21 protein-coding genes are annotated in these 26,062 nt (G+C 38.7%); 14 read left to right on the top strand and 7 right to left on the bottom strand.

Annotated features, from left to right (window positions below):
* Nucleotides 1-7: 7 nt before the first annotated feature.
* Nucleotides 8-352, top strand: coding sequence for a DUF952 domain-containing protein (locus tag V1499_RS19730; RefSeq protein WP_409271887.1), 345 nt, complete (start codon nt 8-10; stop codon nt 350-352).
* On the opposite strand, the gene V1499_RS19725 is transcribed toward V1499_RS19730, so the two are convergent.
* On the bottom strand, nt 349-822 hold the full coding sequence (locus V1499_RS19725) for a hypothetical protein (protein WP_409271885.1): 474 nt from the start codon (nt 820-822) through the stop codon (nt 349-351). The genes V1499_RS19730 and V1499_RS19725 overlap by 4 nt on opposite strands.
* A gap of 247 nt (nt 823-1,069) precedes the next feature.
* Here V1499_RS19725 and V1499_RS19720 point away from each other — a divergent pair, with 247 nt between their 5' ends.
* The 7 genes from V1499_RS19720 (at nt 1,070) to V1499_RS19690 (ending at nt 9,974) form a co-directional block, all read left to right on the top strand.
* Entirely contained in the window at nt 1,070-1,777 is a 708-nt protein-coding gene (locus tag V1499_RS19720; protein ID WP_409271883.1) for a DNA alkylation repair protein, read from the top strand.
* A gap of 330 nt (nt 1,778-2,107) precedes the next feature.
* Nucleotides 2,108-3,922 carry a S41 family peptidase gene (locus V1499_RS19715; RefSeq protein ID WP_409271881.1) on the top strand — a complete coding sequence of 605 codons (1,815 nt, stop codon included), beginning with the start codon at nt 2,108-2,110 and terminating at the stop codon, nt 3,920-3,922.
* 302 nt (nt 3,923-4,224) lie between these two features.
* On the top strand, nt 4,225-4,614 hold the full coding sequence (locus V1499_RS19710; protein WP_409271879.1) for a PspA/IM30 family protein: 390 nt from the start codon (nt 4,225-4,227) through the stop codon (nt 4,612-4,614).
* Between the two features lie 43 nt (nt 4,615-4,657).
* Nucleotides 4,658-5,686 (top strand): TFIIB-type zinc ribbon-containing protein, encoded by a 1,029-nt coding sequence (locus V1499_RS19705; RefSeq protein ID WP_409271878.1) that lies wholly within the window; start codon nt 4,658-4,660, stop codon nt 5,684-5,686.
* A complete protein-coding gene (locus V1499_RS19700) occupies nt 5,683-6,603 on the top strand; it encodes a TPM domain-containing protein (RefSeq protein ID WP_409271876.1) in 921 nt (306 codons plus the stop codon). Before V1499_RS19705 ends, V1499_RS19700 begins: the two co-directional genes overlap by 4 nt.
* 52 nt (nt 6,604-6,655) lie before the next feature.
* Complete coding sequence (locus tag V1499_RS19695) at nt 6,656-7,636, top strand: SPFH domain-containing protein (RefSeq protein WP_409271874.1); 981 nt, start codon at nt 6,656-6,658, stop codon at nt 7,634-7,636.
* A gap of 223 nt (nt 7,637-7,859) precedes the next feature.
* Nucleotides 7,860-9,974 carry an ATP-binding protein gene (locus tag V1499_RS19690; RefSeq protein ID WP_409271872.1) on the top strand — a complete coding sequence of 705 codons (2,115 nt, stop codon included), beginning with the start codon at nt 7,860-7,862 and terminating at the stop codon, nt 9,972-9,974.
* Nucleotides 9,975-10,237: 263 nt separating this feature from the next.
* Here V1499_RS19690 and V1499_RS19685 read toward each other — a convergent pair whose 3' ends face one another.
* Entirely contained in the window at nt 10,238-11,503 is a 1,266-nt protein-coding gene (locus V1499_RS19685; protein ID WP_409271870.1) for a transglutaminase domain-containing protein, read from the bottom strand.
* A gap of 441 nt (nt 11,504-11,944) precedes the next feature.
* On the opposite strand from V1499_RS19685, the gene V1499_RS19680 reads away from it, so the two are divergent.
* From V1499_RS19680 to V1499_RS19655, 6 genes are all read left to right on the top strand, one after another.
* Nucleotides 11,945-13,174, top strand: a complete 1,230-nt coding sequence (locus V1499_RS19680) for a serine hydrolase domain-containing protein (protein ID WP_409271868.1) — start codon at nt 11,945-11,947, stop codon at nt 13,172-13,174.
* Nucleotides 13,175-13,782: 608 nt separating this feature from the next.
* On the top strand, nt 13,783-15,039 hold the full coding sequence (locus tag V1499_RS19675; protein WP_409271866.1) for a pyridoxal-phosphate-dependent aminotransferase family protein: 1,257 nt from the start codon (nt 13,783-13,785) through the stop codon (nt 15,037-15,039).
* Between the two features lie 366 nt (nt 15,040-15,405).
* Nucleotides 15,406-16,410, top strand: coding sequence for a LacI family DNA-binding transcriptional regulator (locus tag V1499_RS19670; RefSeq protein ID WP_409276344.1), 1,005 nt, complete (start codon nt 15,406-15,408; stop codon nt 16,408-16,410).
* 245 nt (nt 16,411-16,655) lie between these two features.
* The gene (locus V1499_RS19665; RefSeq protein ID WP_409271864.1) at nt 16,656-17,906 is read left to right on the top strand and encodes a NupC/NupG family nucleoside CNT transporter; all 1,251 of its coding nucleotides are present in this window, start codon (nt 16,656-16,658) and stop codon (nt 17,904-17,906) included.
* Between the two features lie 77 nt (nt 17,907-17,983).
* A complete protein-coding gene (locus V1499_RS19660) occupies nt 17,984-18,982 on the top strand; it encodes a nucleoside hydrolase (RefSeq protein WP_409271862.1) in 999 nt (332 codons plus the stop codon).
* A 187-nt stretch (nt 18,983-19,169) separates the two neighbouring features.
* A complete protein-coding gene (locus tag V1499_RS19655; protein ID WP_409271860.1) occupies nt 19,170-19,619 on the top strand; it encodes a hypothetical protein in 450 nt (149 codons plus the stop codon).
* Nucleotides 19,620-19,792: 173 nt separating this feature from the next.
* On the opposite strand, the gene V1499_RS19650 is transcribed toward V1499_RS19655, so the two are convergent.
* From V1499_RS19650 to V1499_RS19630, 5 genes are all read right to left on the bottom strand, one after another.
* On the bottom strand, nt 19,793-20,704 hold the full coding sequence (locus V1499_RS19650; RefSeq protein ID WP_409271858.1) for an EamA family transporter: 912 nt from the start codon (nt 20,702-20,704) through the stop codon (nt 19,793-19,795).
* A gap of 206 nt (nt 20,705-20,910) precedes the next feature.
* Nucleotides 20,911-22,317, bottom strand: a complete 1,407-nt coding sequence (gene gnd, locus V1499_RS19645) for a decarboxylating NADP(+)-dependent phosphogluconate dehydrogenase (RefSeq protein WP_409271856.1) — start codon at nt 22,315-22,317, stop codon at nt 20,911-20,913.
* A 114-nt stretch (nt 22,318-22,431) separates the two neighbouring features.
* Nucleotides 22,432-23,778 (bottom strand): GntP family permease, encoded by a 1,347-nt coding sequence (locus tag V1499_RS19640; protein ID WP_409271854.1) that lies wholly within the window; start codon nt 23,776-23,778, stop codon nt 22,432-22,434.
* Between the two features lie 19 nt (nt 23,779-23,797).
* Entirely contained in the window at nt 23,798-25,336 is a 1,539-nt protein-coding gene (gene gntK, locus V1499_RS19635; RefSeq protein ID WP_409271852.1) for a gluconokinase, read from the bottom strand.
* Entirely contained in the window at nt 25,329-26,048 is a 720-nt protein-coding gene (locus tag V1499_RS19630) for a GntR family transcriptional regulator (protein WP_409271850.1), read from the bottom strand. Before V1499_RS19630 ends, gntK begins: the two co-directional genes overlap by 8 nt.
* Nucleotides 26,049-26,062 lie beyond the last annotated feature (14 nt).

Genomic DNA, 26,062 nt, shown 5'->3' with positions numbered 1-26,062 from the left:
AAAGGACATGATAATTTTGCACTGCTTAAAAGAGAGTTCGTGGGAAAGAGTCAAAACAGATCAATATTATGGGAAAGAATCTATTGAAGCTTGTGGATTCATTCACTGTTCCTCGGTCGAAAATTTTTGGAGAGTGGCCCCCAACTTTAAAGGAATAGTAGAGCCGTTAGTCCTCCTATTAATCGAATCCGATAAGGTGGAACCTCAAATAAAATGGGAGGACCACGATCATTGCGGCAGAGAATACCCGCATATCTATGGAGAACTAAACTTGAATTCAGTTGTTAAAGTACTGCCTTTTTTAAAAAACGAACAAGGGGAATTTGTCTATAACAAGGAGCTTCAAAACTAGCAATCCATTCTGGCTTTAGAAGCTTGTTTTTCTTCCCAGGCTTTCATCAGATTTTTGTGAAATTCTTTTGGTTTTTCGATAAAAAACCAATCTACCGAGTGCGCGGTAGTTGGCATCCACTTATTGCGGCGGGCCCTTATTTTCTCATGGAATGTATAATGGGGATAAATGACTGTCGATTTCATCCCTCTAAAATTTGTATAGCGGATGCTCTCTATTTCCTCCCAGAAAACCTTATTGCCATTCAGGTCAATTACGACGCCTTCTTCATCCCAGTAAAAACCGTTGCCCTGGATTCGCTTTCGCAAAAGATAAGAGGCGTAAACGATGAATAAGAGAGGAAAACTTAAAGTAAGTAAAAGGCCTGCAGTCACCTTTTGAAGTAAAGCAAAAATGCCCAAACCGAACCACGCTATTCCAAACACCATAAACACGCTGATTGCCAGCAATGAAATCCGATATACTTTCATCTCTTCACATCCGTTATCCTTTTATACTGCATTTATCTAATTATAATAGCATGATGCAAAGTCAACGTTCTTTACCAACTTTAGGTAAGTTGAACGAATAGGAATGGATGTGGGGAAAGGGCATTACCGGATTGTTAAGCGATTAAAAGAAAAGTTGCCAAACAATCGGTGATTTCGTGGATAATTGTAATATATTTGATGGTTAAAATAGTAAGGGAGAACTCTAAATAAAAGGAAGTGCGAAATATTGAACGTAGAAATTGTAATGCAGGAGCTTGAAGCGCTTGGCAATGAACGAATGAAAAAAATATACATATCCAATGGCGCGCATGAGCCGCTTTTTGGCGTAGCTACTGGCGCTATGAAACCACTCAAAAAGAAAATAAAAATAAATCAACCATTGGCCGAAGAACTTTATGCCACGGGGAATTACGATGCAATGTACTTCGCTGGCGTTATTGCAGACCCGAAAGCCATGACTGAAGCGGATTATGATCGCTGGATGGATGGGGCCTATTTTTACATGCTGTCCGATTTTGTAGTGGCTGTAACTTTATCAGAGTCGGATATTGCACAGGACGTGGCGGATAAATGGATATCAAGCGGTGAGGACCTGAGAATGTCGGCGGGCTGGAGCTGCTACTGCTGGCTCTTAGGAAATCGGCCGGATGTTGAGTTTTCCGAAAATAAGATTTCCGAAATGCTTGATTGGGTGAAAAATACGATTCACGACGCGCCGGAACGGACGAAAATTTCAATGAATAATTTTTTATACACCGTTGGGCTTTCGTATTTGCCACTCCATGAAAAGGCAGTCGAAACCGCAAAGGAGTTAGGTATTGTAGAGGTCAAACGGGACAAGAAAAAAAGCAGTTTCTTGAATGCTTACGAGCGGATTCAAAAGGATGTCGATAAGGGAAGGATAGGCTTTAAACGGAAGTATGTAAGATGTTGAAACCACTATTATACGTGATACTTATTTAAGGCGGATATATATTTAAAAACTGCCCTTGGAGATTAGTGAAATTACGGTGAGCTGTACCATAGATAGTGAAGGCAAAGAATCGGAAGTTGGAGCGGGATTTTCACCGGTTCTGTTGGAATGATCTCTGAATCTGATGAACTTAGTTGAATGCTAAGTTCTTTTTTCTTTTGATCCAAATTGTTTTTCTACCTAGTGAACTTCTGTAATCATTCCTATACTAAAAGATGTTATTACAGTCGTCCCTACAAACTGGTATAATTGTATTATAATGGAAAATAAATATGTCGGGTGGGATGGCGTTTGCGAACTTCTAATAAAGTGATTCTTTTTGTATTTATTATATTCGTAGCAGCACTTTTATTAATTCCTGAAAACAAGGTTAAAGAAACGATTGGCAAAAAACATCAGCCAGAATACGGAAATGAAGTGAAAAATCTCGAAGTCTTCGCGCGCATTTACGGATATGTCCGTTATTTTCATCCTAGTGACGAAGCTTCCAACATCGATTGGGATGAGTTTGCCATATATGGCGTGAATCTAATTAAGCAAACGAAAAATGAAAAGGAACTCCTAAGTGCTTTAAATGAACTGTTCACGCCAGTTGCACCAACCATTAGCCTCTCTTCTCAAAAGGTAGTCAATCCAAATAATACAGACAAAGCTCCTAAAAACGCGGTTTTGGTCATTTGGCAACATCAACGTAATCCCCAAAGTTATGATTACTCCAGTGAGAGAATCTATTCGGAGAATTCCAATTTTATAAAGCTATTTGATCAATCTTTTAAATACGGTGACAATACGATTAACAAAAAGATCGGAAAAACACATTTTTCATTACCAACTATTCTCTATTCAGTTTCGGAACAAACTGTTGGAAGTACAAAAGAATCGAAAAAGAGCCTGAAAAAATTAAAGGGCAAGATACATCAGTATTTGTCTGATTATGATTCTTCCTATGATAATGAAGATGTTCGAATCGCAAATGTAATTATTTCATGGAATACGTTTCAGCATTTTTACCCATATTTTAAAGAGGTTGATGTTGATTGGGTAGGGCAGCTTCCAAAAAGCATTCAGGCGATGAAAAATGTTGAGAATGAAGAAGGCACTTATGACGTTATGAGAAATATGGCAGCACAACTTAAAGATGGCCATATTGGCTATATCCAAAATATTAATCCGTCCGTGGGTTTTTTTAAAATTCCTATTAGTGTAAAGCACATTGAAAAAAAATTAGTTGTTACTTTTTCTGAGGTAGAAGAAATTCAGCCTGGAGATGTACTTTTGAAACTGGATGGAAAAGATGCACTTAAAGAATTTAAGAATCTAATGAAACAGACTTCTGGAACAATACAATTGAAAGAGCAGCAAGCGGCATTTAATTTATTGGCGAGCCAGGATCAGCCCGAAGCAAAATTAATAGTTGAAAGAAATGGCCAACCCATAACCGTTAACACATCTTATAATTACCAGCCGAAGAAACTTATCGATTACGTTTATGATCCAAAGAAAAATTTTTCAGAGATAGAGCCTGGGATTTTTTACATCAATTTTTTTAGTGATGATTTTCAATTAGATGATTACATGATTTCCCAACTGTCTGAAGCTAAAGGAATTATCGTGGATATAAGAGGATATCCAAAAGGAGATAATCCCATTGTTTTCCTTAGCCACTTAACAGAAAGAAAGTTGGAAACTGCAAGGTTCTTAAGACTTCAGCCGATCTTTCCTGACCATAGCGATAAAAATGGTTATGAAAATGGAAGCTGGTCAATTGAACCAAAACAACCGAAAATTAAGGGCAAAGTGGTATTTTTGACAGATGCCAGTGCTATAAGTTATGCCGAAACCATTATGGGGATTCTTGAGCATTATAAACTGGGGGAAATTGTCGGAGAACCGACTGCCGGAACAAACGGGAATGTGGTTCAAATGTTCTTGCCAGGGGGCATCAGTTTTTTTTGGACAGGGTTAAAGGTGGTCAAACATGATGGAAGCCAACATCATGGTGTAGGAATTTTACCTACTGTACCAGTTAAAAATACAATTAAAGGCCTGACCGAAAAAAGAGATGAACAACTGGAAGCGGCAATAAAATTAATTAAGGAAAATTGAGTGAAAAATCCCTTTAACGGAGCGGCTAAAGGAATTAGCATATCAGGCAAACACTCGTGTAAAAATGGTACACGAATGTGAAATTGTGGGCAATAAAAAGGAAAATTTCATAATCAATACCAATGTTCATCATCTTTGAAGCAGTGTGATTTCACTTGAGAAATCCACTGCTTTTTTTATCGACTCGGGAATTGTTTTAGGGAAATGAAACTTTTAATAAAATTTGGCAGTATAATGAAGTGGTGGTCTCTTATTGGAAGGAGCTGAAAACAGTGAGCCTTATTTCAAGGATTAGGGATATAATGGGAAACAAATTTGATACATTTGATAAGAATGAAGATTTGGAAAAAATGGTTGAGCAGAATTTACAAGACCTGAAAAGGGATTTAGGAAAGGTAAAAGCGGAATTGGCATCATGTTTGCTCCAAGAGCAGCGCTTGAAACGGGAACTAAATGAATGCCAGGAAGGTATCGAGAAAATGGAACGATACTCCGTTAAGGCTCTGGATGAGGGCAATGAAGGAGATGCAAGAACATTTCAAGAGAAAAAGTCGGTTTTGGTGGAAAAATTATCTGATTTGCAAGCAGCCTTTCAATTGGCCTCATCGAAATCCAAGGAGTTAAAACCGATACATGATCAGCTCATAGCGGATATCAATGAATTGGAATCTATTAAAAGGAACGGTTTTTGACCGATTCCATACATATTGTTAGTACAAAGGGGTGATTTTGTCAATGATTCTCCATTATAAATGCCCTGGCTGTGGGAGTGATATGGGGTTTGAAGCTGAATCAGGCAACCTGAGCTGCCAAAGCTGCGGCAGACATGAAACGATTGAAAATTATCCGGAAGATCTGGTGACAACAAGATTTTCAGCCGATGAGGCAAATGAATACCATTGTGAGAATTGTGGGGCTGTTCTTATTACGACAGCTGAGACAGCGGCAACAAGATGCAGTTATTGCGGAGCTGGTGTCGTCATTGCCGATCGCCTATCAGGCCAGCTTGCACCTGCTAAAGTCATTCCATTTACGATTAGTAAGGAAGAGGCAATGGCGGCATTTCAAAAATGGTGCCGAAAAGGACTGCTTACCCCAAAAGACTTTATGACAGCAGACAGGATAAAAAGTATTACAGGGATGTATGTACCGTTTTGGTTGTTTGATTTGAATAGTAAAGTGCAGGTAAGCGCGGAATGTACGAAGGTTAGAACCTACTCACAAGGTGATTATATCTACACAGAAACAAAGTACTATGATGCCTTCCGTGATATCAATTTAGATTATCTTAAGATTCCAGTTGATGCATCCGTCAAAATGAACGATGAATTGATGGATAAATTGGAGCCCTATCCCTATGATCAATTAAAGGATTTTAGGACACCTTATTTGGCTGGGTATATTGCGGAAAAATACAATTTTACAGATGAAGAGCTGCTCCCAAGGGCGAAGGAAAAAATCAGCAGCTATGTAGAGTCCTATATTCAATCTACGTTTTCAGGCTATCATTCAACCCATTATAAATCTAAACATATTGATACGAGAAATGTAAAAAGCCATTATGTTTTATTGCCAGTCTGGATGATCAGCTATGATTATAAAAATTCAGACTATACTTTTGCGATGAATGGACAGACAGGTAAGGTTGTCGGCAAACCGCCAATTAGCTCAGGTAAGGTAACGGCGTGGTTTAGCGGCATCGCAGTGGGAACCTTCTTTGCTCTAAAATGTGTCTCTTTATTGATGGGAGGCGGTTTTTGGTGAGAGAAAGGAATATGCGGAAACGAAGGTTTCTTGTTTTATTAATGATGCTGTTGGTTTTGCCATGGGGGATGTCAACTGCGAAGGCGGAAACCTTTGACCGGAATCATTATATTTATGACAATGCCCATTTGTTAACGGATGATGAGTCGGCGGAACTTCAACAAGTAGCTAGTGAATATGGGAAAGAGAGAGAGACCGCTTTTATCATCATTACCTTAGATGGCACAAATGGGAAGGATATTGTCCAGTATGTAGAGGATTTCTATGATGAGCATGGTCCAGGATACGACCAACCACATGGAAATACAGCATTCCTAGCCATTGACATGAATGAACGTGATGTTTATTTGGCTGGTTTTAAAAAAGCTGAGCAGTATTTGGATGATAGCCGGCTTGATCTCATTCGCGAGGAATTGACCCCGGATTTATCAGGTGGCCAATATTTTGCTGCTTTCTCAACATTCATGAATAGAGCTTATGAATATATGGGCATTGAGCCGGACGTCGGAAACGGTAGCTATACGGGCAATGGGTCGGATGTCGGAAACGGTAGCTATATGGACAATGGATCAATTGTAAGCCCGCAAGTGAATAATCATTATGAATTTGCAGACCAACCCTCTACAACTATATTTTTTCGATGGTGGTTTCAATTAATCGTTTCACTGATCATAGCAGGAGTGGTTGTCATGATTATGGCCTACGGTGCTGGTGGCAGGGTCACGGTAAATGCGCGGACCTATATGGATAGTCATCGATCAAAAGTAGTGAACCAGTACGATAACTTTGTCAGACAAACAGTAACGAAGCAGAGGAAACCGTCTACTAATACAAATAGCGGCATTGGGGGCGGTGGCGGTGGTGGCGGTGTCACAAGGGGCGGCCATTCGCATAGCGGCAGCAGAGGGAAGTTTTAAAAGGAATTGCTTGAGCTAGCCCGGAAACATTGAATGGGAAGGAGCAGATGGAGTGTCTTTTTTTAAAAACCAATTTGCAAATGTAGTAGAGTGGCAGGAATTCAGAGATGACATGATCTTTTATAAGTGGGGCAACCACGAAATTAAAAAGGGGAGTAAACTGATTATCCGTCCTGGCCAGGATGCGATCTTTTTTAAAAATGGGAAAATAGAGGGGATCTTCCGCGATGAAGGTGAGTATGATATCGAGTCGCAAATTATTCCCTTTTTATCGACTTTAAGGGGATTCAAGTTCGGGTTTAATAGCGGCATGCGTGTAGAGGTGCTTTTTGTGAACACGAAAGAGTTTGTCGTGAAATGGGGAACGCAAAATGCGATTAATATCCCCTCACTAGGGCTTCCAGGCGGCCTCCCAATACGTGCGAACGGAACGTTTCATTTTAAAGTGAATGATTATATTTCCCTGATTGATGAAATTGCTGGTGTTCGCGAGCAATATTTAGTAGAGGATGTCCGAATTCGGATTACTTCGGTTCTCGATCAGCTTTTGATGAAGTGGATTTCTCGAGAAGGAAAGGATATGTACAACCTGCAGGCCAACTCATTCGACATTTCTAAAGGCATTAAAGAGGATTTGGATATGCAGATGATAAAGAGCGGGATATCGATTACTGGGTTTAATGTCATGAGCTTTAGCTATCCAAAAGAGATTCAAGACATGATTACGAAAAATGCTTCACATGGGATGGTTGGTGACGTTAATCGCTATCAGCAGATTTCAATCACAGACGGAATGGCTGCCGGCAAGATGAGCGGCGGGGGAGCAGCCTCCGATATAGCAGGGATGATGATGGGGATCAATATCGCAGGTAAAATGATGAATCAGTTGAATCAGCCAACTCCTAATCAGCCTGTTTCTGAGGAAAAAACCGAACCGGCAGACGGCCAAAAGAAACCGAACTTTTGCCCGAATTGCGGCAACAAAACAGAAGGCGCCAATTTCTGCCCAAACTGCGGACAAAAGCTTGTTTAATATTGGTGTCCGTCATCAAGGATATAGTGAATAACCTCATTTAGGATGCATCGTGGAGAACCGTATCATAAGTAAATGAGGTTTTCTAATCTAAATGTATGAAATAATTTAAAATATTAATAAAATGACAGTCTGACAATTTTTGTTGGACTGTTATTTTTATGTTTCCATAAATGTTATAATTTGTATGTATAAAACGAAAACTGACGATGAAGGTGAGAAATTGAATAAATATTATCGTTTTTTATTGAGTATTATAACTATAATAATTTTAATTACAGTTGGTATTTTTATTGAAGAAAATATTTTTAATCTAATAAATCAATTTTGGTTTAGTTCAGGGATTTTATTGGTAATACTACTATCTTTAGTGGATCAACCATTTTTCTCTAAGGACTCTAATATTTTTGTAAATGCGATAACTGCTTTAGTACCTTTAATTTTATTAGCTCCTGAAGTAAATACAGATATCTTTAAGTTCATATTAATACTTGTAGTTTATTTGGCTGTAAGTAGTTTTATATTGATGTTTATTCGGAAAAATAAGAAACTAGACCAAAATAAATATATAATATTTTTTTCTAAAATAAACCAAATATTAGGCAAACCTTTTGTGCTTTTTTCATTATTGTTTATTTGGGGAATTGAAACATCCTATGGATTTAATTCTATGGAATTTAATTTATTAATTATCTTCTGGGGACTTTTTCAATTGTTTAATAATATCGGATTTGCATCAGCATTTTTAAATTTATTTAATAAGGAATTAATTAAATCTAGTAATAGCATAGGGAACATTTTTGCAGTAATAGCTCAAAATACTTTTTTAGTTAAAGTAAATAATCAAAGTATAAACATTAATAAGTTTGATAGCGTGAAAGTTTTGTTTTCCGGTGATAAAAAGATTTACAAAGGAATTGTTTTTGAAAAATTATTACTTGATAATGAAAAATGGGTGAAAGTAATCACTAATGAATTTGTAGAAAAAAGTTCAAATGAAAAATTAGTAAGTGATGAAGTATATATTATTCAAAATAAAGATGAGGGAGAAATTGTTCTAGCAAATTTAATTGGAATTGTTTTAGAAGGATCTACTATTGGAAAGATAAAATTCCAATATAATTCGAATTTTCGAATCTACGAAGGTTCTGTTCTAGAAATCAGAGTAAATGAAGATACTGTTTTATACCAAGTGGTAGATGCTAAAACAGAATTAATAAATCTCTCTATGATGAATCAATCAGGGTTTATATCAGCAGAAGCTATTCAACTTGGAACTTGGGATAATAAACTTGGAAACTTCATTAAATACGGTTGGGTTCCTAATATAAATTCACCAATTTTTTTAGCTAATCCTCTTTTAGATATAGATGTAGGATCGAATGAATATAAAGTTGGCAATTTACCAAATACTAATTATCCAGTAATTTTAAATACTGAATTAGCCATAACACATCATACTGCTGTTGTAGGAGTTACAGGGACAGGTAAATCAGTGTTTTCTAGAAATTTAATTAGACAATATTTGGAATCTGGTGCTTATGTAATTTGCATAGATTTCACTGGGGAATATAAAGAGAAATTTACATCTGAGAGTCCGATAGATATAATTCCTATTCAACTATCTAAAGTTATTTTTGCTAAAATTAGTGAAATAGAAAAGATAGTAGATGCTAACTATAATAAAGATAATGATGACTCTAAAAGATTAAAGATTGAAGTATTTAAACTGGTTCAAGATTGTGTAGATAAATTTTTAAATAGTGATACAAGATTAGCTATATTAGATTTACCTGAATTAGATAATTCATCAGAAACTATGAAATTCACTCAAACATTTTTCAAATCATTATTTAAAATTGCTAAAGAAAGAAAAAGTACTGGAAATAAAATTTGTTTAGTTTTAGAAGAAGCACATACCATCATTCCTGAATGGAATTTTGCTGGAGTAAATGATAGAAATTCGCAATCATTAATCAATTCAATTGCACAAATAGCACTTCAAGGTAGAAAATATAATATAGGATTATTAGTAATAGCACAAAGAACAGCTAACGTTTCCAAAACTATATTAACTCAGTGTAATTCAATAATAGCATTTCAACAATTTGATAAGACTAGCGTTGATTTTTTAGCAAATTATTTAGGTAGTGATATTGCTACTATGTTACCCCAATTAAAATTTAGACAAGCAATTGCAACTGGGAAAGCATTTAGATCAAATTCTTCTATGATTTTTGAAGTACCTGAAATATATGAGCAAGAAATGGTAGAAGATGAACATAATGAATCAAACGAGGCTGTACTTGAAATCAAAGAGGAAGTATTAATAAAATAATTGAAGGAAAAACCGCACTTAAAATAGATAAGAAGAACCGTATCACAAGTAAATGAGAAATTTTTATTAACTCGAAAGGCCTAAAAATTTATAACATCATATTAATATGTTGGGATTAAGCAATTTCATGAATATATCATAATACTCTTTTGCTCCTAATGGCACTCCATCGTTATACCCGTAGTTTGGTGAGTGGTCAATGATATGAATATAGCAGACAAAAAGCCACCATCGCTGGTGGCTTTTTCAGTGTGTATCTTAATTTATTGCAGCTTTCTTATTCCTTCTTTGCCTTCGTTTGTGACATAGGAATGGTATAGTTCTCCGTTAAGTTGGAACAATCTATAGATATAAAAACCACCAGGCGGGGTAACGTCCTCCAGCAGTTTCATGGTGGTTGTGTATTTTAGAATTCGGTCGGAGCCTTCCTTCCGTTCGATTGTGTAGATGGAGCCTTTATGATAAATAATGTCTTTGAGTTCTGTGTTGTTTAGTACGGCTAGCTGCTTTGTTTCAAGGCTAGCGAAGGAGATTGTGTTGATTAAGTAATTGTTGCGCTCCTCGCTGTACGTAGGTGTAAAGACGTACATTTGATTGTCATCGTAGGCCATGTTTTGACCCAGACTATCAAAAATCGTGCTGGTGGCTTTAATTTGTTTTCCATCGTCCGTAAAGGGCCCATCCCAGCCGTAATGACTGGCTGCCTTGATTGCCTCGTCAGATTTGAGAAGGTTGTAGTAACTCGCCTCATTACCGATATCAGCCCATGTCAGGTCGATGTGGTAGTATTGGCCGTTCAGCTTGACCATGCTCCAGGAGTGAGCCATCGGTCTGCTTGTAACTTGATAGGCGGTGATGCCGAGTTCCCGAAGTATGTCGTTCAACGCATATGTATAACCGTCGCAATACGCCTTTCCAAACACAAGCGCCCCAAGTGCGGTGTGGTAGACCGGATAAGGGCCCCACAGATTATTTGTGCTGATGATTTCCGCGTAGCCTTCTTCATCATACTCAATCATGGTTACCAGGGTGTCGTGAACATACAGGATTTTGGCAAGGTCGGTCTTTTTGAGTTTGGCCTCTTTAATAATTGCTGCCTTTTTCTTCTCCAGCTCATCATAAATATTGAGTTCGTATTTGCAATAGGATTCTTCGAGTTTCGCTTTGCTTGGCGTCTCATATTTCACGGCTTCATTCCGCTCAACGTACAGACCCCCGCCAACGCTCAACAGCCCTTGCTTAAATGCATAGATCCGGTAAAAATCTCCTTTTTTCAGGGTTCGGACGAATGTTTTGGTGCTTCCGGTCGCTTTGTACAGCGGTGTATCTTTCAAAACAGTCAGCCTGCCGATCTGCCCCTCTTTCAGAATTGCCCCATTCCACCACACCACCTGTTCAGTTGGTGCATCCATCCATTGCGCCCGCTTGTAGTATTTCGCGCAATCGGAGTTTTCGTAAGCATTAGCAGCTGGCGGAGTCAGAAGATAGATAAATAATATTAAACCAAGTAAGACAGTCAACTTTTTCATGCCGGTCCTCCCTCGTATCGGTTTAAACACGATACCTGATAAAAGGATAACATGGAAAATTGTGCTAAAATGTGTAAAAGTTTTGACACTTGGGCAGAGGATGTACAAGGAGATATTATCTTGCTCTGCCCTTGTTTAATGTTATATCTTTCCTTAGGATTCAAAAGTCCTGCAATCGCGAGGGATGAAGCACTTAGGTAATTAAGAAGTACCTTTGTAGACGATGGCATGAGTTTTTCCTCCTAGGTTTGAATAGTGGCTAAATAAACATTAAAGTTTCGTCTTTTTGGTTAACAAGTTTTATATTTTACTTTAAAAAAATAGAAAATTATTTATTTTTATTAAAAGATTTTATTGTTGGCTAATAACATTTTTTCTTATTGTAAAAGTAAAATAGATGAGATAACAACTTTCCAGCCACCTTGGAAAAAAGGAGGTAAAATGAAGAAGGTCATTACGAAGCTATTACTTATTTTCTTAACAATTTCCTTGATAGGATCACTACTTCTTGTATTCGTTTCCTCAATACTATTTTCCCCACAATATGTTTTTAGGACGATCGTCAATGGAAATTCGGATGTTATGGATTACAAAGTATTTTCTGAGCGGATTATTCAGAAAAGCTCTCAGCCTTACCGATATAAATACAACCTGGATGAATCTCTTAAAGACATGTCAATCGACTATACGTATAAGGGAATACACAGAAATAAAACACTGAATAGTTTTCTAAAGGAAACAAACACTACGTCATTTATCATTGTCCATGATGACAAGGTAGTCCTTGAAGAATATTACAACGGATATGACAAGGACTCAGTTAATACTTCATTTTCTATGGCTAAGTCAATTGATTCGTTGTTAATTGGAAAGGCAATTGAAGATGGTTATATAAAAAGTGAAAAGCAGTCTATTGCCGATTTTATAGGTGAGTTTAAAGGAACGAATATGGAGAGCATTACAATTGAAGATTTGCTTCTGATGCGTTCAAACATAAGCTATGAGGAAGGGAAGATTTGGTTTGGCGACGATGCGAAAACGTATTATACGCCTGATTTACGGAATTTAGCGCTAGCCCATAATAATCTGACGGAAAAATACGAAGGCAGATTTCATTATAACAATTATCATCCTTTATTACTTGGCATCATACTGGAGCGAAGTACGGGAAAACATGTAGCTGACTATTTCGAACAAGAGGTTTGGGATAAAATCGGAGCTGAAAATGATGCTTCATGGAGTCTTGACAGTAAAAAAACAGGCTTTGAAAAAATGGAGAGCGGTATTAATTTTAAAGCGATTGACTTTGTAAAGATAGGCAGCATGTTGCTGAATGGCGGAACGTGGAATGGCCAGCATATAGTAAATGAAAAATGGATAAAACAGTCTACACTTAGCCAATTCCCTTTAAATAGTGATGAATATAAAGGTTCATTCTTAGAAAATAGAAATATAGGATACAAATACATGTGGTATAGTACGCCGAATAATAATGGCGGTTTAGACTATTTTGCGATGGGAAAGTATGGACAGTACCTATATATGTCTCCGGAAAACGATATTGTCATTTTAAGAACGGGTAACTCGTCTGGAAATGTAGATAGATGGGAGGATATTTTTAAAGAAATATCTTTTGAGGTAGGTAAATATAAACCCGATACAGAACCTTGAATTGGAAAGGGATACAGCTCTCGTTCGTAAACGGGATCAAGCTATAGCGCCATTTGAGATTCGTTAAGGTGAACCATGCATAATATGACGATTTTTCTGGAAAAATTGGAACCAACACAGTATGTTTCTTGAAATGGTAAAAGTATGGCCCAACTAGAGAATAGTCACTAGTTGGGTCTTTTTACTTCAAAGCTTAACAGGAAAGGTCCCCACGTCAATTTTATGCCTCGCAATGAACACTACTAACCTGGCAAAAGTTTTACTTAATGTGAAAGGAGTCCTCGAATGAAAGTCGAGGTACATTGTCTTACCAATTTGTCAGATTGTCTTAGGGGAATCATGAATTCTTCCCTTAGAAAAAGGGTGATTCATTTAGCGGTTATGAGCCACCACCACAACCAAATGTCTTTACGTAGTAACGATTTGTATAAAACCTCGGTGGAATTGGAAATGCTTTATTAAGCGATTGATTGTGTTTTCCTTTGATTTCATCGCTTTCTCCTGCTAAAATCATATTATTATTTTTTTGAAATAGTAATGGTTAAACGAAAATGTTTTCATAATAATTCATTTGATTTTAAATATATTCGTGATAGGAGCTAAGACATATGACCAAGTACACAGATTTAAATGTTCCACTTAGAACAATAATGACACCTGGGCCGGTTGAAGTCGATCCACGAGTATTGAGGGCGATGGCTACACCGATTTTAGGACAATTTGATCCTGCCTTCACAAATATCATGAATGAAACGATGGAAATGCTGCGTGCCGTATTCCAAACAGAGAATCAATGGGCTTTCCCGGTTGATGGAACTTCCCGGGCAGGTATCGAAGCTGTCCTGTGCAGCATTATTGAACCTGGTGATAAGGTTTTGGTTCCCATCTATGGCCGATTTGGCTATCTTTTAACTGAAATCTGCCAGCGTTATGGTGCAGATGTTACGACTATGGAGGTTTCTTGGGGGGAGGTCTTTGACCCCCAAGAAGTCATCAACAAGATTCATGAGGTTTCTCCGAAAATCGTTGCCATCGTTCATGCAGAAACATCAACTAGCTGCATGCAGCCGTTAAAGGAAATTGGAGAAGCTTGCCGAAATGCAGATGTTCTGTTAGTTGTCGATGCTGTGGCATCATTGGGCGGAGTCGACCTCAAGGTGGATGAACTCAAGCTTGATGCAGTCATTGGCGGTACGCAAAAATGCTTATCTGTTCCATCTGGGTTAGCCCCAATTACGTTTAACAAACGGGTCGAGGAAGTAATCAATAAAAGAAAAAGCATTGAATTGGGCTTAAGAGCATTTAACAGCGAGCCTTCCAACAATCGAATTGTGAGCAATTATTTTGATTTAGGCCAGCTGATGGATTATTGGAGCCCTGTCCGCCTTAATCATCATACTGAAGCGACAAGTATGCAATATGCATTAAGAGAAGGGCTTCGTATTATTCTTGAAGAAGGACTTGAAAACCGGTTTGCCCGCCATAAGTTAAATGAAGAAGCATTGGTGGCAGGAATTAAAGCGATGGGCTTAAAGATATTTGGAGATGAAAAACACAAGATTCCTGTTGTTACAGCAATTGAAATCCCTGAAGGAATTAACGGCGATGAGGTCCGTTCCATGATGTTGGAGGATTTTGAAGTTGAAATTGCCAGTTCTTTCGGACCTCTCCACGGAAAGATTTGGAGGATTGGAACGATGGGGTATAGTTCCCGTAAGAAAAATATTCTTCATGTTCTTGCAGCATTAGAAGCGACGCTTATTCGGAAAGGGTTTAATTTGAACAAGGGCGAAAGTTTACAGGCGGCATTGAACGTATATGATGAATATAAAAAGCGGAATGTTGAAAAGCCCGAAGTAAATTAAAGTGCGATTGGAACTGTAAAAGTAAAAGACCCCTTTCACGACCTTAATAGTACAAATAACACGTCGTGCAAATCTTATGGGAAACGCACGACGTGTTAACTTTTATTTAGAAAATTATAGCGCAAAAACTGTTTAACAACGAAATGAAGGAAGGCCGTTTAAAGCTTTGAGTAAAAACAGAAAAACGTTATCCTAGTATTTAATGCTTTAAGAACGTATGACTTATTGTAAACTACTAAGATTGAATTCCTATAAAGATTTCCTTTGACATAATTCTACGAGTATAGTAAATTTACATTTGTAAGCGGTTTAATTTTTTCAAAAAAAATGAAACGTTTCACATTTGTAAGGGGAATCGAATTGGGAGTGACAATTAAGGATATTTCAGAAAAGACGGGTTTATCTCTAGGGACGATTTCAAACTTTTTAAATGGAAAAAATGTCAGGGAAAAAAATAAGTATTTAATCGAAACAGCCATTGAGGAATTGGGATATAATGTTAACATGTCTGCCCGATCGCTTAAAACAAAACAGTCAAAGTTGATCGGTTTAGTCATTCCATCATCTGGGTTAACATTTTCAGCCAAACTGGTTTCCGTCGTCGAAGAAATTTTATCAAAAAAAGGATTTATGGTCATGATTACAGTCATCGGCCATTCCCCGTTTTTAGATTATCAAAAGTTAATTAATTTACAATCTAGAAATGCGGATGCTATGATTATTATCCCTTCAACAAATAACGAAGCATTAGAGAATTGGCTAAAGAGCCTAAGAAGTTCGATTCCGATTATCATACTTGATCGGATTATTGAGGATTATAATAAAGCGAAATATGTTTTAGTCAATAATGAAAGCGCATCAAAAATGGCTGTTGACTATCTGATCCATAAAAAACATAAATTGATCTCCATTATTGGGGGAGATATGGACGGGTATACGACGATTGAACGGATGAAAGGCTATAAAACATCCTTAGAAGAGAACCATATTGAAATCAATCCTGAATATATCGTTTATAGTGATTTTACTAGACGTGGCGGGTATCTAGCCTGCAAAAAAATCTTTCAATTAAAAAATCTCCCATCAGCTATTTTTGTTACAAACTATGATATGACGTTAGGCGTAATCGAATACTTGAATGAACACAACATAAAAATTGGCAAAGATGTTTCATTGATTGGTTTTGATCTAGATGATTTAACTAAAATTGTGAATCCTAGTATAACAATGATTATCCAGCCAATAAGAGAAATGGCAGAATATACTGCATATCGGCTACTAGATTTTTTAAAACGTGAAACTTATGAAAAAACGCCTATGATTTTTACTTGTACCCTTAAAGAAGGCGGATCAGTAGCTGAACTTATATAATCTAAATTTTTTTAACATGAAAATGAAACGTTTCAAGTATTTGGATTTATGTAACTTCTTTTTTTAGAAGTAAAATGAAACGTTTCAAGTATTTGGATTTTTGTAACATCATTTTTTTAAAGAGCAAAATGAAACGTTTCAAGTATTTGGATTTATGTAACCCCTATTTTTTAAAAATGAAACGTTTAATCTATCTCGATAAGTGTAAACCTATCAAAATTTGACTACAGAAAAGAGGAAAAAGTATGGACATCATTAGAGGGATCATCGGTTTAGCCTTCATTTTTGGTTTAGGTTATTTGATAAGCTTTGATAGAAAAAATGTTCGATATAAACCGATGGCTATCATGATTGGGTTGCAACTTGTTATCACATTTGTTTCTTTAAACACTGCCGCTGGGATAAAAATTTTAGGGGCGATTTCTGACTTTTTTAGTTGGTTGCTGAAACAAGCAGAAGGTGGCACCAACTTTGTATTTGGCGGTATACAAATGGAATTTGTCTTCTTTTTCCACGTATTAATGCCTATTGTTTTTGTATCTGCTTTACTTGGAATTTTAAATTATATCAAGGTCTTGCCATTTATTATTAAATGGACAGGAAAACTAATCAATAAGATTACAGGGATGGGAGATCTCGAAAGTTATTTTGCTCCTTCAACAGCTATTTTAGGACAGCCTGAAGTGTTTATCACAATTAAAGAACAACTTCCTAAAATGAAACCGCAACAACTTTATACCATTTGTGCATCGGCAATGTCGGCTGTTGCTGCAGCCACATTGGGAGCTTATATGACAATGGTTCCAGGCCAATATGTAGTAGTTGCTGTATTTTTAAATATTTTTTCTGCCTTAATTATTTCTTGCGTTGTGAACCCTTACGATCCAAAAACAATCAATGAAGATGCTTCAGTTAATAATAAAAGTATAGAAGGTGCAGAATGGGTAAGTGCAGAACGCGAAGTAAGTGCAACAAGTGAAGTAAGTGCAGCAAGTGAAGAAAGGGAACCCTTTTTCCAAATGTTAGGCACTTACATTTTAGATGGTTTTAAATTAGTAATCATTGTCTCAGCCATGTTAATCGGTTTTATGGCTTTAGTGACATTATTAAATAATTCATTTGAAATTATGTTTAATATTACGTTTACAGAAATTATGGGCTGGGTCTTTGCGCCAATTGCATTCGTATTAGGTGTCCCTTGGGATGAAGTCGTTAGAGTTGGCAGTATCATGGCTACGAAACTAATTACGAATGAATTTGTCGCAATGGGTGAGTTAGCGAAAGTCGCTGAAACATTGTCTCCAAAAGCAAATGCGATGATTTCTACTTATTTAATTAGTTTCGCAAACTTCGGAACATTAGGTATTGTGTCAGGTTCAATTAAATCCATTGATGAAAAACAAGGGAAAATTATTGCTAAATATTCAGTGAAACTCTTAGTAGGTGCCACAATGGCCTCCATGCTGACTGCAACAATCGTCGGTATGTTTTATTAATCGATAAGGGGCCTCAGTGGTCCCCTTGTCCCAAGCTAGACGAATCGTAAACAAAATTCTTATATAGGGTGACAAACATGGACAAAAGAAAGATCATCATTGACACAGACCCAGGCATTGACGATACGTATGCGATTGTAGCCGCCTTAAATTATAGTGGATTCGATGTAGTAGGAATAACAGTTGTAGCTGGTAATGTAGGTTTGGATAACTGTGTGAATAACGCTTTAGGGATTGTTAATTTAATGAATGCCGACTGCCGCGTTTATCCGGGAGCACAGGCGTCATTGGTAGCTCTTGAAAATGCTAAAACATATAATATAGAATCTTCGGTCCATGGGGCAGGCGGCTTGGGTACGGTTACGCTTACTCCCGACCTAACGAAACTGTCAGATACTCACGCAGTCGATTTTATTTTAGAAACTGTAAAAGCAAACCCTGGAGAGGTTGAACTCATAACCTTAGGCCCATTAACGAATATTGCCTTGGCCATTCGAAAAGATAAAGAAACGATGAAAAAGGTTAAAAAGATTTGGTCTATGGGTGGTGGCGTTCGTTATGGAAATGTAACTCCTGTAGCTGAATTCAATTATTGGGCAGATCCTGAAGCCGCAAAAGAAGTGTATGAGTTGATAGGCGAAGATGTTGAAATAAATATGATAGGATTAGATGTTACACAAAGTACTCGTTTTACTTTAGATGACTTATTCTTCTTAGGAACAGAGTGCGGGCATTTAGGGTCACTACTAAGTGAAATGTCAGATCACTATAAAAAAATGTATTGGGATGCACTTCGTATTACCGGTATTATCGTTCATGATTTAGTTGCGGTCATGCTTGCGATTGACCCTAGTTTAAGTGATGAGAATGACGTCTATAAACGAGTCAATTTAAAGATGGAATGCGAAGGAATATGCAAAGGACAGACGGTGGTTCAATTATCTCCTAGTAATCGTGATGATGAACCTGGAAATGCGAATGTATATATGGGAATCAACAACGAAAACTATAGAAAAGCTTTCTTCAAACTATGCTTCCCGGAATCGTATGCCAAGTATACAAAATATATTTTATAGTTGGGACAAGGTGTTTACTGAAATCTTAAGAGATAGATGGCCGTTATCGGAAAAGAATGCAAAGACAAAGATTGAATCGCTGTTAAAAAGCAGCCATTCAATCTTTTTTTTGTTCTGAAAAGTAGTGTGTGTTTTTTCGTCTCTTGAGTATAGGTATATATAGACAAATTTTTAGGAGGGATTAGGAATGGAAGAGAAAGAACTGCTATTAAAACTTAATGCCGAACAACTATTAATGCGAGTGATTAGATACAACCATTTTGTTTACCTAAATGCACCTGAACCGGTTAGATCCTCAGAATTAAGGATGATTCTAGAATCCATATGTAAAGCAGTGGCATCAACAAAGGCGTTCCGAGGCCAATCAGAGTTGAGCCATAAAGATTTTATCAAGGAGCACTTAGTAGACAAATGGGCTAAAGAAAACGAGGATTTCTTTAGGGGGGCTGATGAAGAATCATTAGAACAATTGCAATACCATGTTAATAGGAAATTATCCGGCAGGGTAGAAGCAATAATAAGGGTTATTGAAGAAGAAAAAGAAGAGGAGGAATTAGAACAGTTACATAAGCAGCATGGGGTCGCAGATTTAGAGCTTTATAGATTTAAAAAGATAACCGATGAAATACAATCCTAAACCAAACTGTTCAAATGAAAACAGTTTGGTTTTTTTATTAGTTTAAAATCGTAAACGATAAAAGGGAGAGGAAAATGATGTTTAAAGGGCCAAGCCTGTCGGCTATATAGCAACAGGTTTGCCCCTTTTTATCATAATAGATATGAAATCGGGAAAGCAGCAGATTTCCTTGTTTAAAAACTCTCCCTTTTAAAATTCTTCCTGAACTTTAAAAGACTGCCGCCGAGTTCATTTAACACGATGGCTGCCAATATAATGGCGGTGCCCAGCCACTGAAGCGGTGTTATCGCTTCTGATAAAATCACGCTGGCAGATACGATTGCGATTGGCAATTCGATGGATGTAAGAATATTGGCAATGCCCCCTGGAACCAATGGCACGCCCACTGCGAAAAACAATGGCGGAATGACAGACCCAAACAATGAAGCCCCAGCGGCTACGGTCAATAAGTCCGCCTCCAATGGCACTACAGTCGGAATTTCACGCATAAATACGACAAATACCAGGAGGGCAGCCCCAGTTGCCATAAAGGATGTCCTTGTCCATGAATTTACATTAACGGCAATTTTCCCACTGAAAAAAATAAACCCGGCATACGTGAATGCCGAAAGTATGCCAAAAAGGAAGCCTTTAAAAGGAAGCCCTTGTATTTCTCCATTCAAGATATTGGAAGCGAAAAAGACCCCGGCCAAAATCAACACGATCGACAAGATGGTTACAGGCGCAGGCTTTATTTTGCTGAAAATCCACTCGAGAATGATTCCGATCCAAACGAATTGAAACATTAAAATGATGGCCAATGACGCAGGCAGATACTGCATCGCCCCATAGTAGAAAATGCTAGTTAATCCCATGAAACCACCAGTCATCATCAACTGAAAAATATTTTTTTTATTCAGCCCTTTGAAACTTGAACGTTTTATAAGGGTAATTGACCATAATAGAAGAAAGGAAATCGTCATTTGGACGATATTAATCTGTCCCAGCGAGTAGCCATAACCAAACCCCAGTTTTGCAAATATTGGTGTAAAGCCAAAACAACTCGCGCCTATTAATATAAATAAAATGCCTTTATTTATTTTCAAAATAAATCCTCCTTCATACAAAACTAACAATTAATTATTATACCACGATAGGGGATATGCTGTTCCTAGAAATTTTTGAGAGAGGTTCAGTAACAGGGGATATTGGTTAAGGAATCGGCTATAATCTTTGGACAAAAAAAGCCCCAGTAAAGGGGATGCAACCTTTACTGGAACGAAGATTAGAGCAAGCTTATATACATTTTATTTTAGCTCTGCCAGTTTGTGTGGAAGAACCCTTCGGCATCAGTTCGTTCATACGTGTGGGCTCCGAAGTAGTCCCGTTGGGCCTGAATCAGGTTTGCGTTTGACATACCTGTGCGGTAACTGTCGTAATACGTAAGGGAGGCGCTTAAACATGGGAACGAGATGCCGGAATTTATACCCTCACTGACCACTTTTCGCAATCCCGTTTGATAGTCTTTTACTTTTTCGGTGAAATACGGGGCGATTAATAAGTTTGCCAAGTTTGGCTGCTCTCCATATATTTCGCCGATTACGTTTAAAAATTCGGCGCGAATGATGCAGCCGCCGCGGAAAATAAGGGCAATATCCTTTAATGGTAAGTCCCAGCCGTATAGCTCGGAAGTCATTTTATATTGCGTAAACCCTTGGGCATATGCACATACCTTTCCCATATATAAGGCTTGGCGCACATAGTTAATCCACACCTCTTTATCCAAATGCCCCTGATTCATTTCGGGACCAGCCAAGATTTCTTCCGCATTCATTCTTTCCTCTTTTAAAGCAGAAAGGTATCGGGCAAACAATGATTCGGTAATGATTGAAGTCGGGATGCCGTTATCGATTGCCTGAAGGCTCGTCCATTTACCTGTTCCTTTTTGGCCAGCCTTATCGAGAATGACATCGATTAGCGGCAAGCCTGTCCGTTCATCTTTTTTTCGAAGAATCTCAGCTGTAATTTCGATCAAATAACTTTTCAGCTCACCTTCATTCCACGATTCAAAAATGTCGGCGATTTCATCGACAGGCAGTGCAATCCTTTTTCGTAAAAATGTATAGGCCTCCGCAATCAGCTGCATATCCGCATACTCGATTCCATTGTGGACCATTTTAACAAAATGTCCCGCGCCTTTCGGGCCGATATACGTACAGCAAGGTTGATTGTCTACCTGGGCGGCGATTTTAGTAAGAATGGGAGCTGCTTTTTCATAGACGTCCTTATCTCCACCAGGCATAATCGAAGGCCCAGTCAAAGCGCCGACTTCCCCGCCGGAAATGCCAATTCCTAAATAACCGATTCCTTTAGACTTCAACTCGTCATATCTGCGCGCGGTATCTTCAAAGTGGGAGTTGCCGCCGTCCATAATCACATCGCCAGGTTCAAGAAAAGGGATTAATGATTGGATGACCGAATCAATCGGGCTTCCGGCCGTAACCATGAGGAAGATTTTCCGTGGGGTTTTTAAGGACAGAACGAAATCCTGCACTTCATAGTAAGGGGTGATGGACTTCCCGCTGCTTTTTTGAACGAGTTGGTCAGTTAAATCCCTTGTATAATTGTAGACAGCAACTTGCTCTCCTTTACTGGCCATGTTCAAAGCGATATTGCTCCCCATTACTCCTAAACCAATGACGCCAATTGTGTTCAACATTTATGCAAGACTCCTTTTTTAACAGATAAGGGGCAGTGTATCCCCGCAAAACGATGAGGGGATATACTGCCCATATGGACAATTTTCCGATAAAGAAACATAAAGTTTATAAATTTACACGATCAAGCTTAATAGTAAAACAAAACCTAATCCGGCAACGGAGATGATCGTCTCAAGCAATGTCCAAGTCGCAAACGTTTCTTTCATGCTTAACCCAAAATACTCTTTAAACATCCAGAAGCCAGCATCGTTAACGTGGGAAGCTATCAAACTACCAGCACCCGTTGCTAGAACGACTAAAGCAAGATTCACATCGGTTTGTCCAAGCATAGGAATAACCAATCCGGCAGTTGTCAAAGCGGCTACAGTAGCAGACCCCAGTGAAATACGTAAGATTGCGGCAATAATCCAGGCTAGCAGTATTGGCGACATGGAAGTTCCTTTGAACATTTCCGCTACGTAATCACCGACGCCGCCATTGATCAAGACTTGCTTGAAGGCTCCGCCGCCCCCGATAATCAGGAGCATCATGCCGATATGCGAAATCGCTGTTGTACAAGAATCCATAACGGTTTTAATTGGAATCTTCCTTGCAATTCCCATCGTGTAGACAGCAACCAATAAGGAAATCAGCATCGCGGTACCGGCATCACCGATAAAACGGATGGCTGCCAGGAAGGCATTGTCTTCAAATCCCATTGTTTTTTGAAGCAATGTAATAATCGTCGCAATCGACATTAAAATAACAGGCAGGATGGCAGTGAAAACACTGATGCCGAATCCAGGAGTTTCTTCAAGTTTAAACGATTTTTGCTCACCTAAGGAAGCGATGTTACCGGTTTTCGTAAACGATGCCGGCACAAGCTTTTTCGCAAGCTTTGTAAAAATTGGTCCTGCGATAAGGACGGTTGGAATCGCGATAATGAACCCGTAAAGCAATACTTCACCAATGTCCGCTCCGAACTCGCCGGCAATGACGGTCGGTCCCGGGTGGGGAGGAAGGAATCCGTGTGTGACGGATAACGCAGCTGTCATTGGAATACCAAGATACAGAATCGAAACCCTTAATTGTTTTGAGATGGCAAAAACGATCGGAATTAATAGTACTAGACCTACTTCAAAGAACAATGCGACGCCGATGATGAAAGAAGCAGCAACAACGGCCCATTGAATGTTTTTCTCACCAAACTTGTTCACGAGTGTCATGGCAATCCGCTGGGCACCGCCCGCATCGGCGATCAGCTTGCCCAGCATTGCCCCAAGACCAAATATTAACGCCAAATGCCCGAGTGTTCCACCAAGTCCCGCTTCAATCGTTTTGACGATTTCACCGAGCGGCATTCCAAGAGCGAGGGCAACACCGAACGAAACAATGATTAACGAAATAAAGGTATTTAACCTTAAGCCCATGATTAATAGTAGTAATGCTACAATTCCAATTGCTACAATGACTAATGGCACTGTAATATCCCCCTTAACGTTATCTTGTTGTTAATCCCCTTTGATACTTTGCAATTCTCGAATAGTCTTCTGTTAATACTCTTGATAGGTCGATAAAAATAGGCAGTAATTGCCTGTACTCTTTAACGGCATCTCCTTTCGGCGTATGTTTGTACGTGCTGCCAATCATTTCAGAAACGATATCAAAGGAATCAATTTTTCCTATTGAATACAACCCTAAAATGCAGGCGCCAAGACACGAGCTTTCATAGCTTTCCGGTACGACTACTTCAGACTCAAAGATATCTGACATCATTTGCCGCCAGACCTCTGACCTTGCGAAGCCTCCGGTTGCCTGAATTCGGGTGACAGGGCCATCCATGCATTCAGTCAAAGCAAGAAATACTGTGTACAAATTGTATATAACGCCTTCGAGGGCGGCACGAACCATATGTTCTTTTTTGTGTGACAATGTTAGGCCGAAAAACGATCCGCGTACATCCGGATTCCACATCGGCGCCCGTTCACCCGCCAAATAGGGGTGAAACAGCAGCCCGTCAGCGCCGGGCCTCACACCTGAGGCGATTTTTGTTAAAACTTCATACGGGTCAATCCCTAATCTCTTTGCTGTCTCCACTTCCGCGGAAGCAAATTCATCACGTATCCAGCGTAAAACCATTCCGCCGTTGTTTACCGGACCGCCAATAACCCAATGGTTTTCTGTTAAGGCGTAACAAAATATCCGGCCTTTTTCATCTGTTTGCGGCTTGTCGATAATCGTCCGAATGGCACCGCTTGTCCCAATCGTGATGGCAATTTCACCTTTTCTGATTGCATTTACACCTAAATTCGAGAGCACGCCATCACTTGCGCCAATAACAAAAGGAGTTTGTGGATCGAGGCCGATTTGGCTTGCTAAATCCCGGTTGCAATTCGTAAATAGTTTGGTTGTCGGTACGAGTTGGGATAATTGCTCTCTTGTAATCCCAGCAACAGTTAATGCCTCTTCATCCCAATAAAGCGTTTTTAAATTCATCATTCCCATGGCCGAAGCAAGGGAGTGATCGACAACATATTGATCGAAGAACTTTTTGAAAACATATTCTTTAATCCCGATATACTTTTTCGTTTTGGCGGCGATTTCCGGGCGCTCATTCACAATCCAGGCAATTTTGGATAACGGCGACATCGGGTGCATCGGCGTTCCTGTCCGCTTATAGATTTCATGGCCATTCAGCTCATTTTTAATTTTATGCGTCCACGCTTCACTGCGGTTATCTGCCCAAGTGATGCATGGGGTCAGCGGCTCGTCATTTGCACCCATCGCAATGACGCTATGCATGGCGCTGCTAAATGAGAGAAACAGAAGTTTTTTTTCGGAATGCCGTTTCGTAATATTGGTAATCGCTTGCAAAACAGCCTGGAATATCTCCTCAGGATCTTGTTCCGCTGTTGAAATATCAGGCGTGTAAAGCGGATAGCCAATATTCTCCTGTTGGATAACTTCGCCTTTTTCGCTGAATAACACAGCTTTTGTACTTGTGGTGCCAATATCGATTCCTAACATAAAGTTAGTCATTTTCTTGTTCCACTCCTTCTGAAAGCATTTGCTGGGACCTCCACAGGTCTTCAACTTTGCCTTGGACATCATCGAAATTTTGGTGCAGGGACTTAATCATCAAGCTTCGGTCCTTCGTTTTGATCGCTTCGATATACAATTCGTGATTTTCCAGGATTCGTTCAAAATCATCATATTTTTCCTTGAACCGCATGCGCATCGATAAGAGAATGAAGCTTTCCATAACAGGCTTTATATTATTCCAGATCATTAGGATGTAGGAATGATTAACAGCTCGGATGATCGTTTCATGGAACAAAACATCCTGATAGGAAAATTCATCCGGATCATGGTATTTGATGGCAACCTTCATCATTTCCTGAATTTTGCTCAGTTCTTTGACCAATTCAGTAACGTCGATTCTTACAAGCCGTTCAAAAACAAACGTTTCAATGAGCAGGCGAACATCATAAATTTCTTCAATTTCCTTTTCCGTTAAGCCGCGAACGACAGCACCCATTCGTTCTAGCTGAATAATATTCTCGGAAGCCAGTACTTTCAGAGCGTCACGGATGGGTGACCGGCTAACAGCAAAATCTGCAGCCAATTTGTTCTCTGATAAGGTAGAGCCGCTTTCAATCATGCCAGATATAATCCGCATTCTAAGCTCATGTGCAATCCGATCGCCTGTCGATGCTTTGGAAAGCCATTTCTCCGGATAGAGGTTCTCCATACATTTTCCTCCTA

The organism is Neobacillus oceani (assembly GCF_046237595.1).
Taxonomy (GTDB): Bacteria; Bacillota; Bacilli; order Bacillales; family Cytobacillaceae; genus Bacillus_D; species Bacillus_D oceani.
The sequence above is the reverse complement of the archived record's forward strand: the minus strand, read 5'-3'. Positions and strand labels throughout refer to the sequence as shown.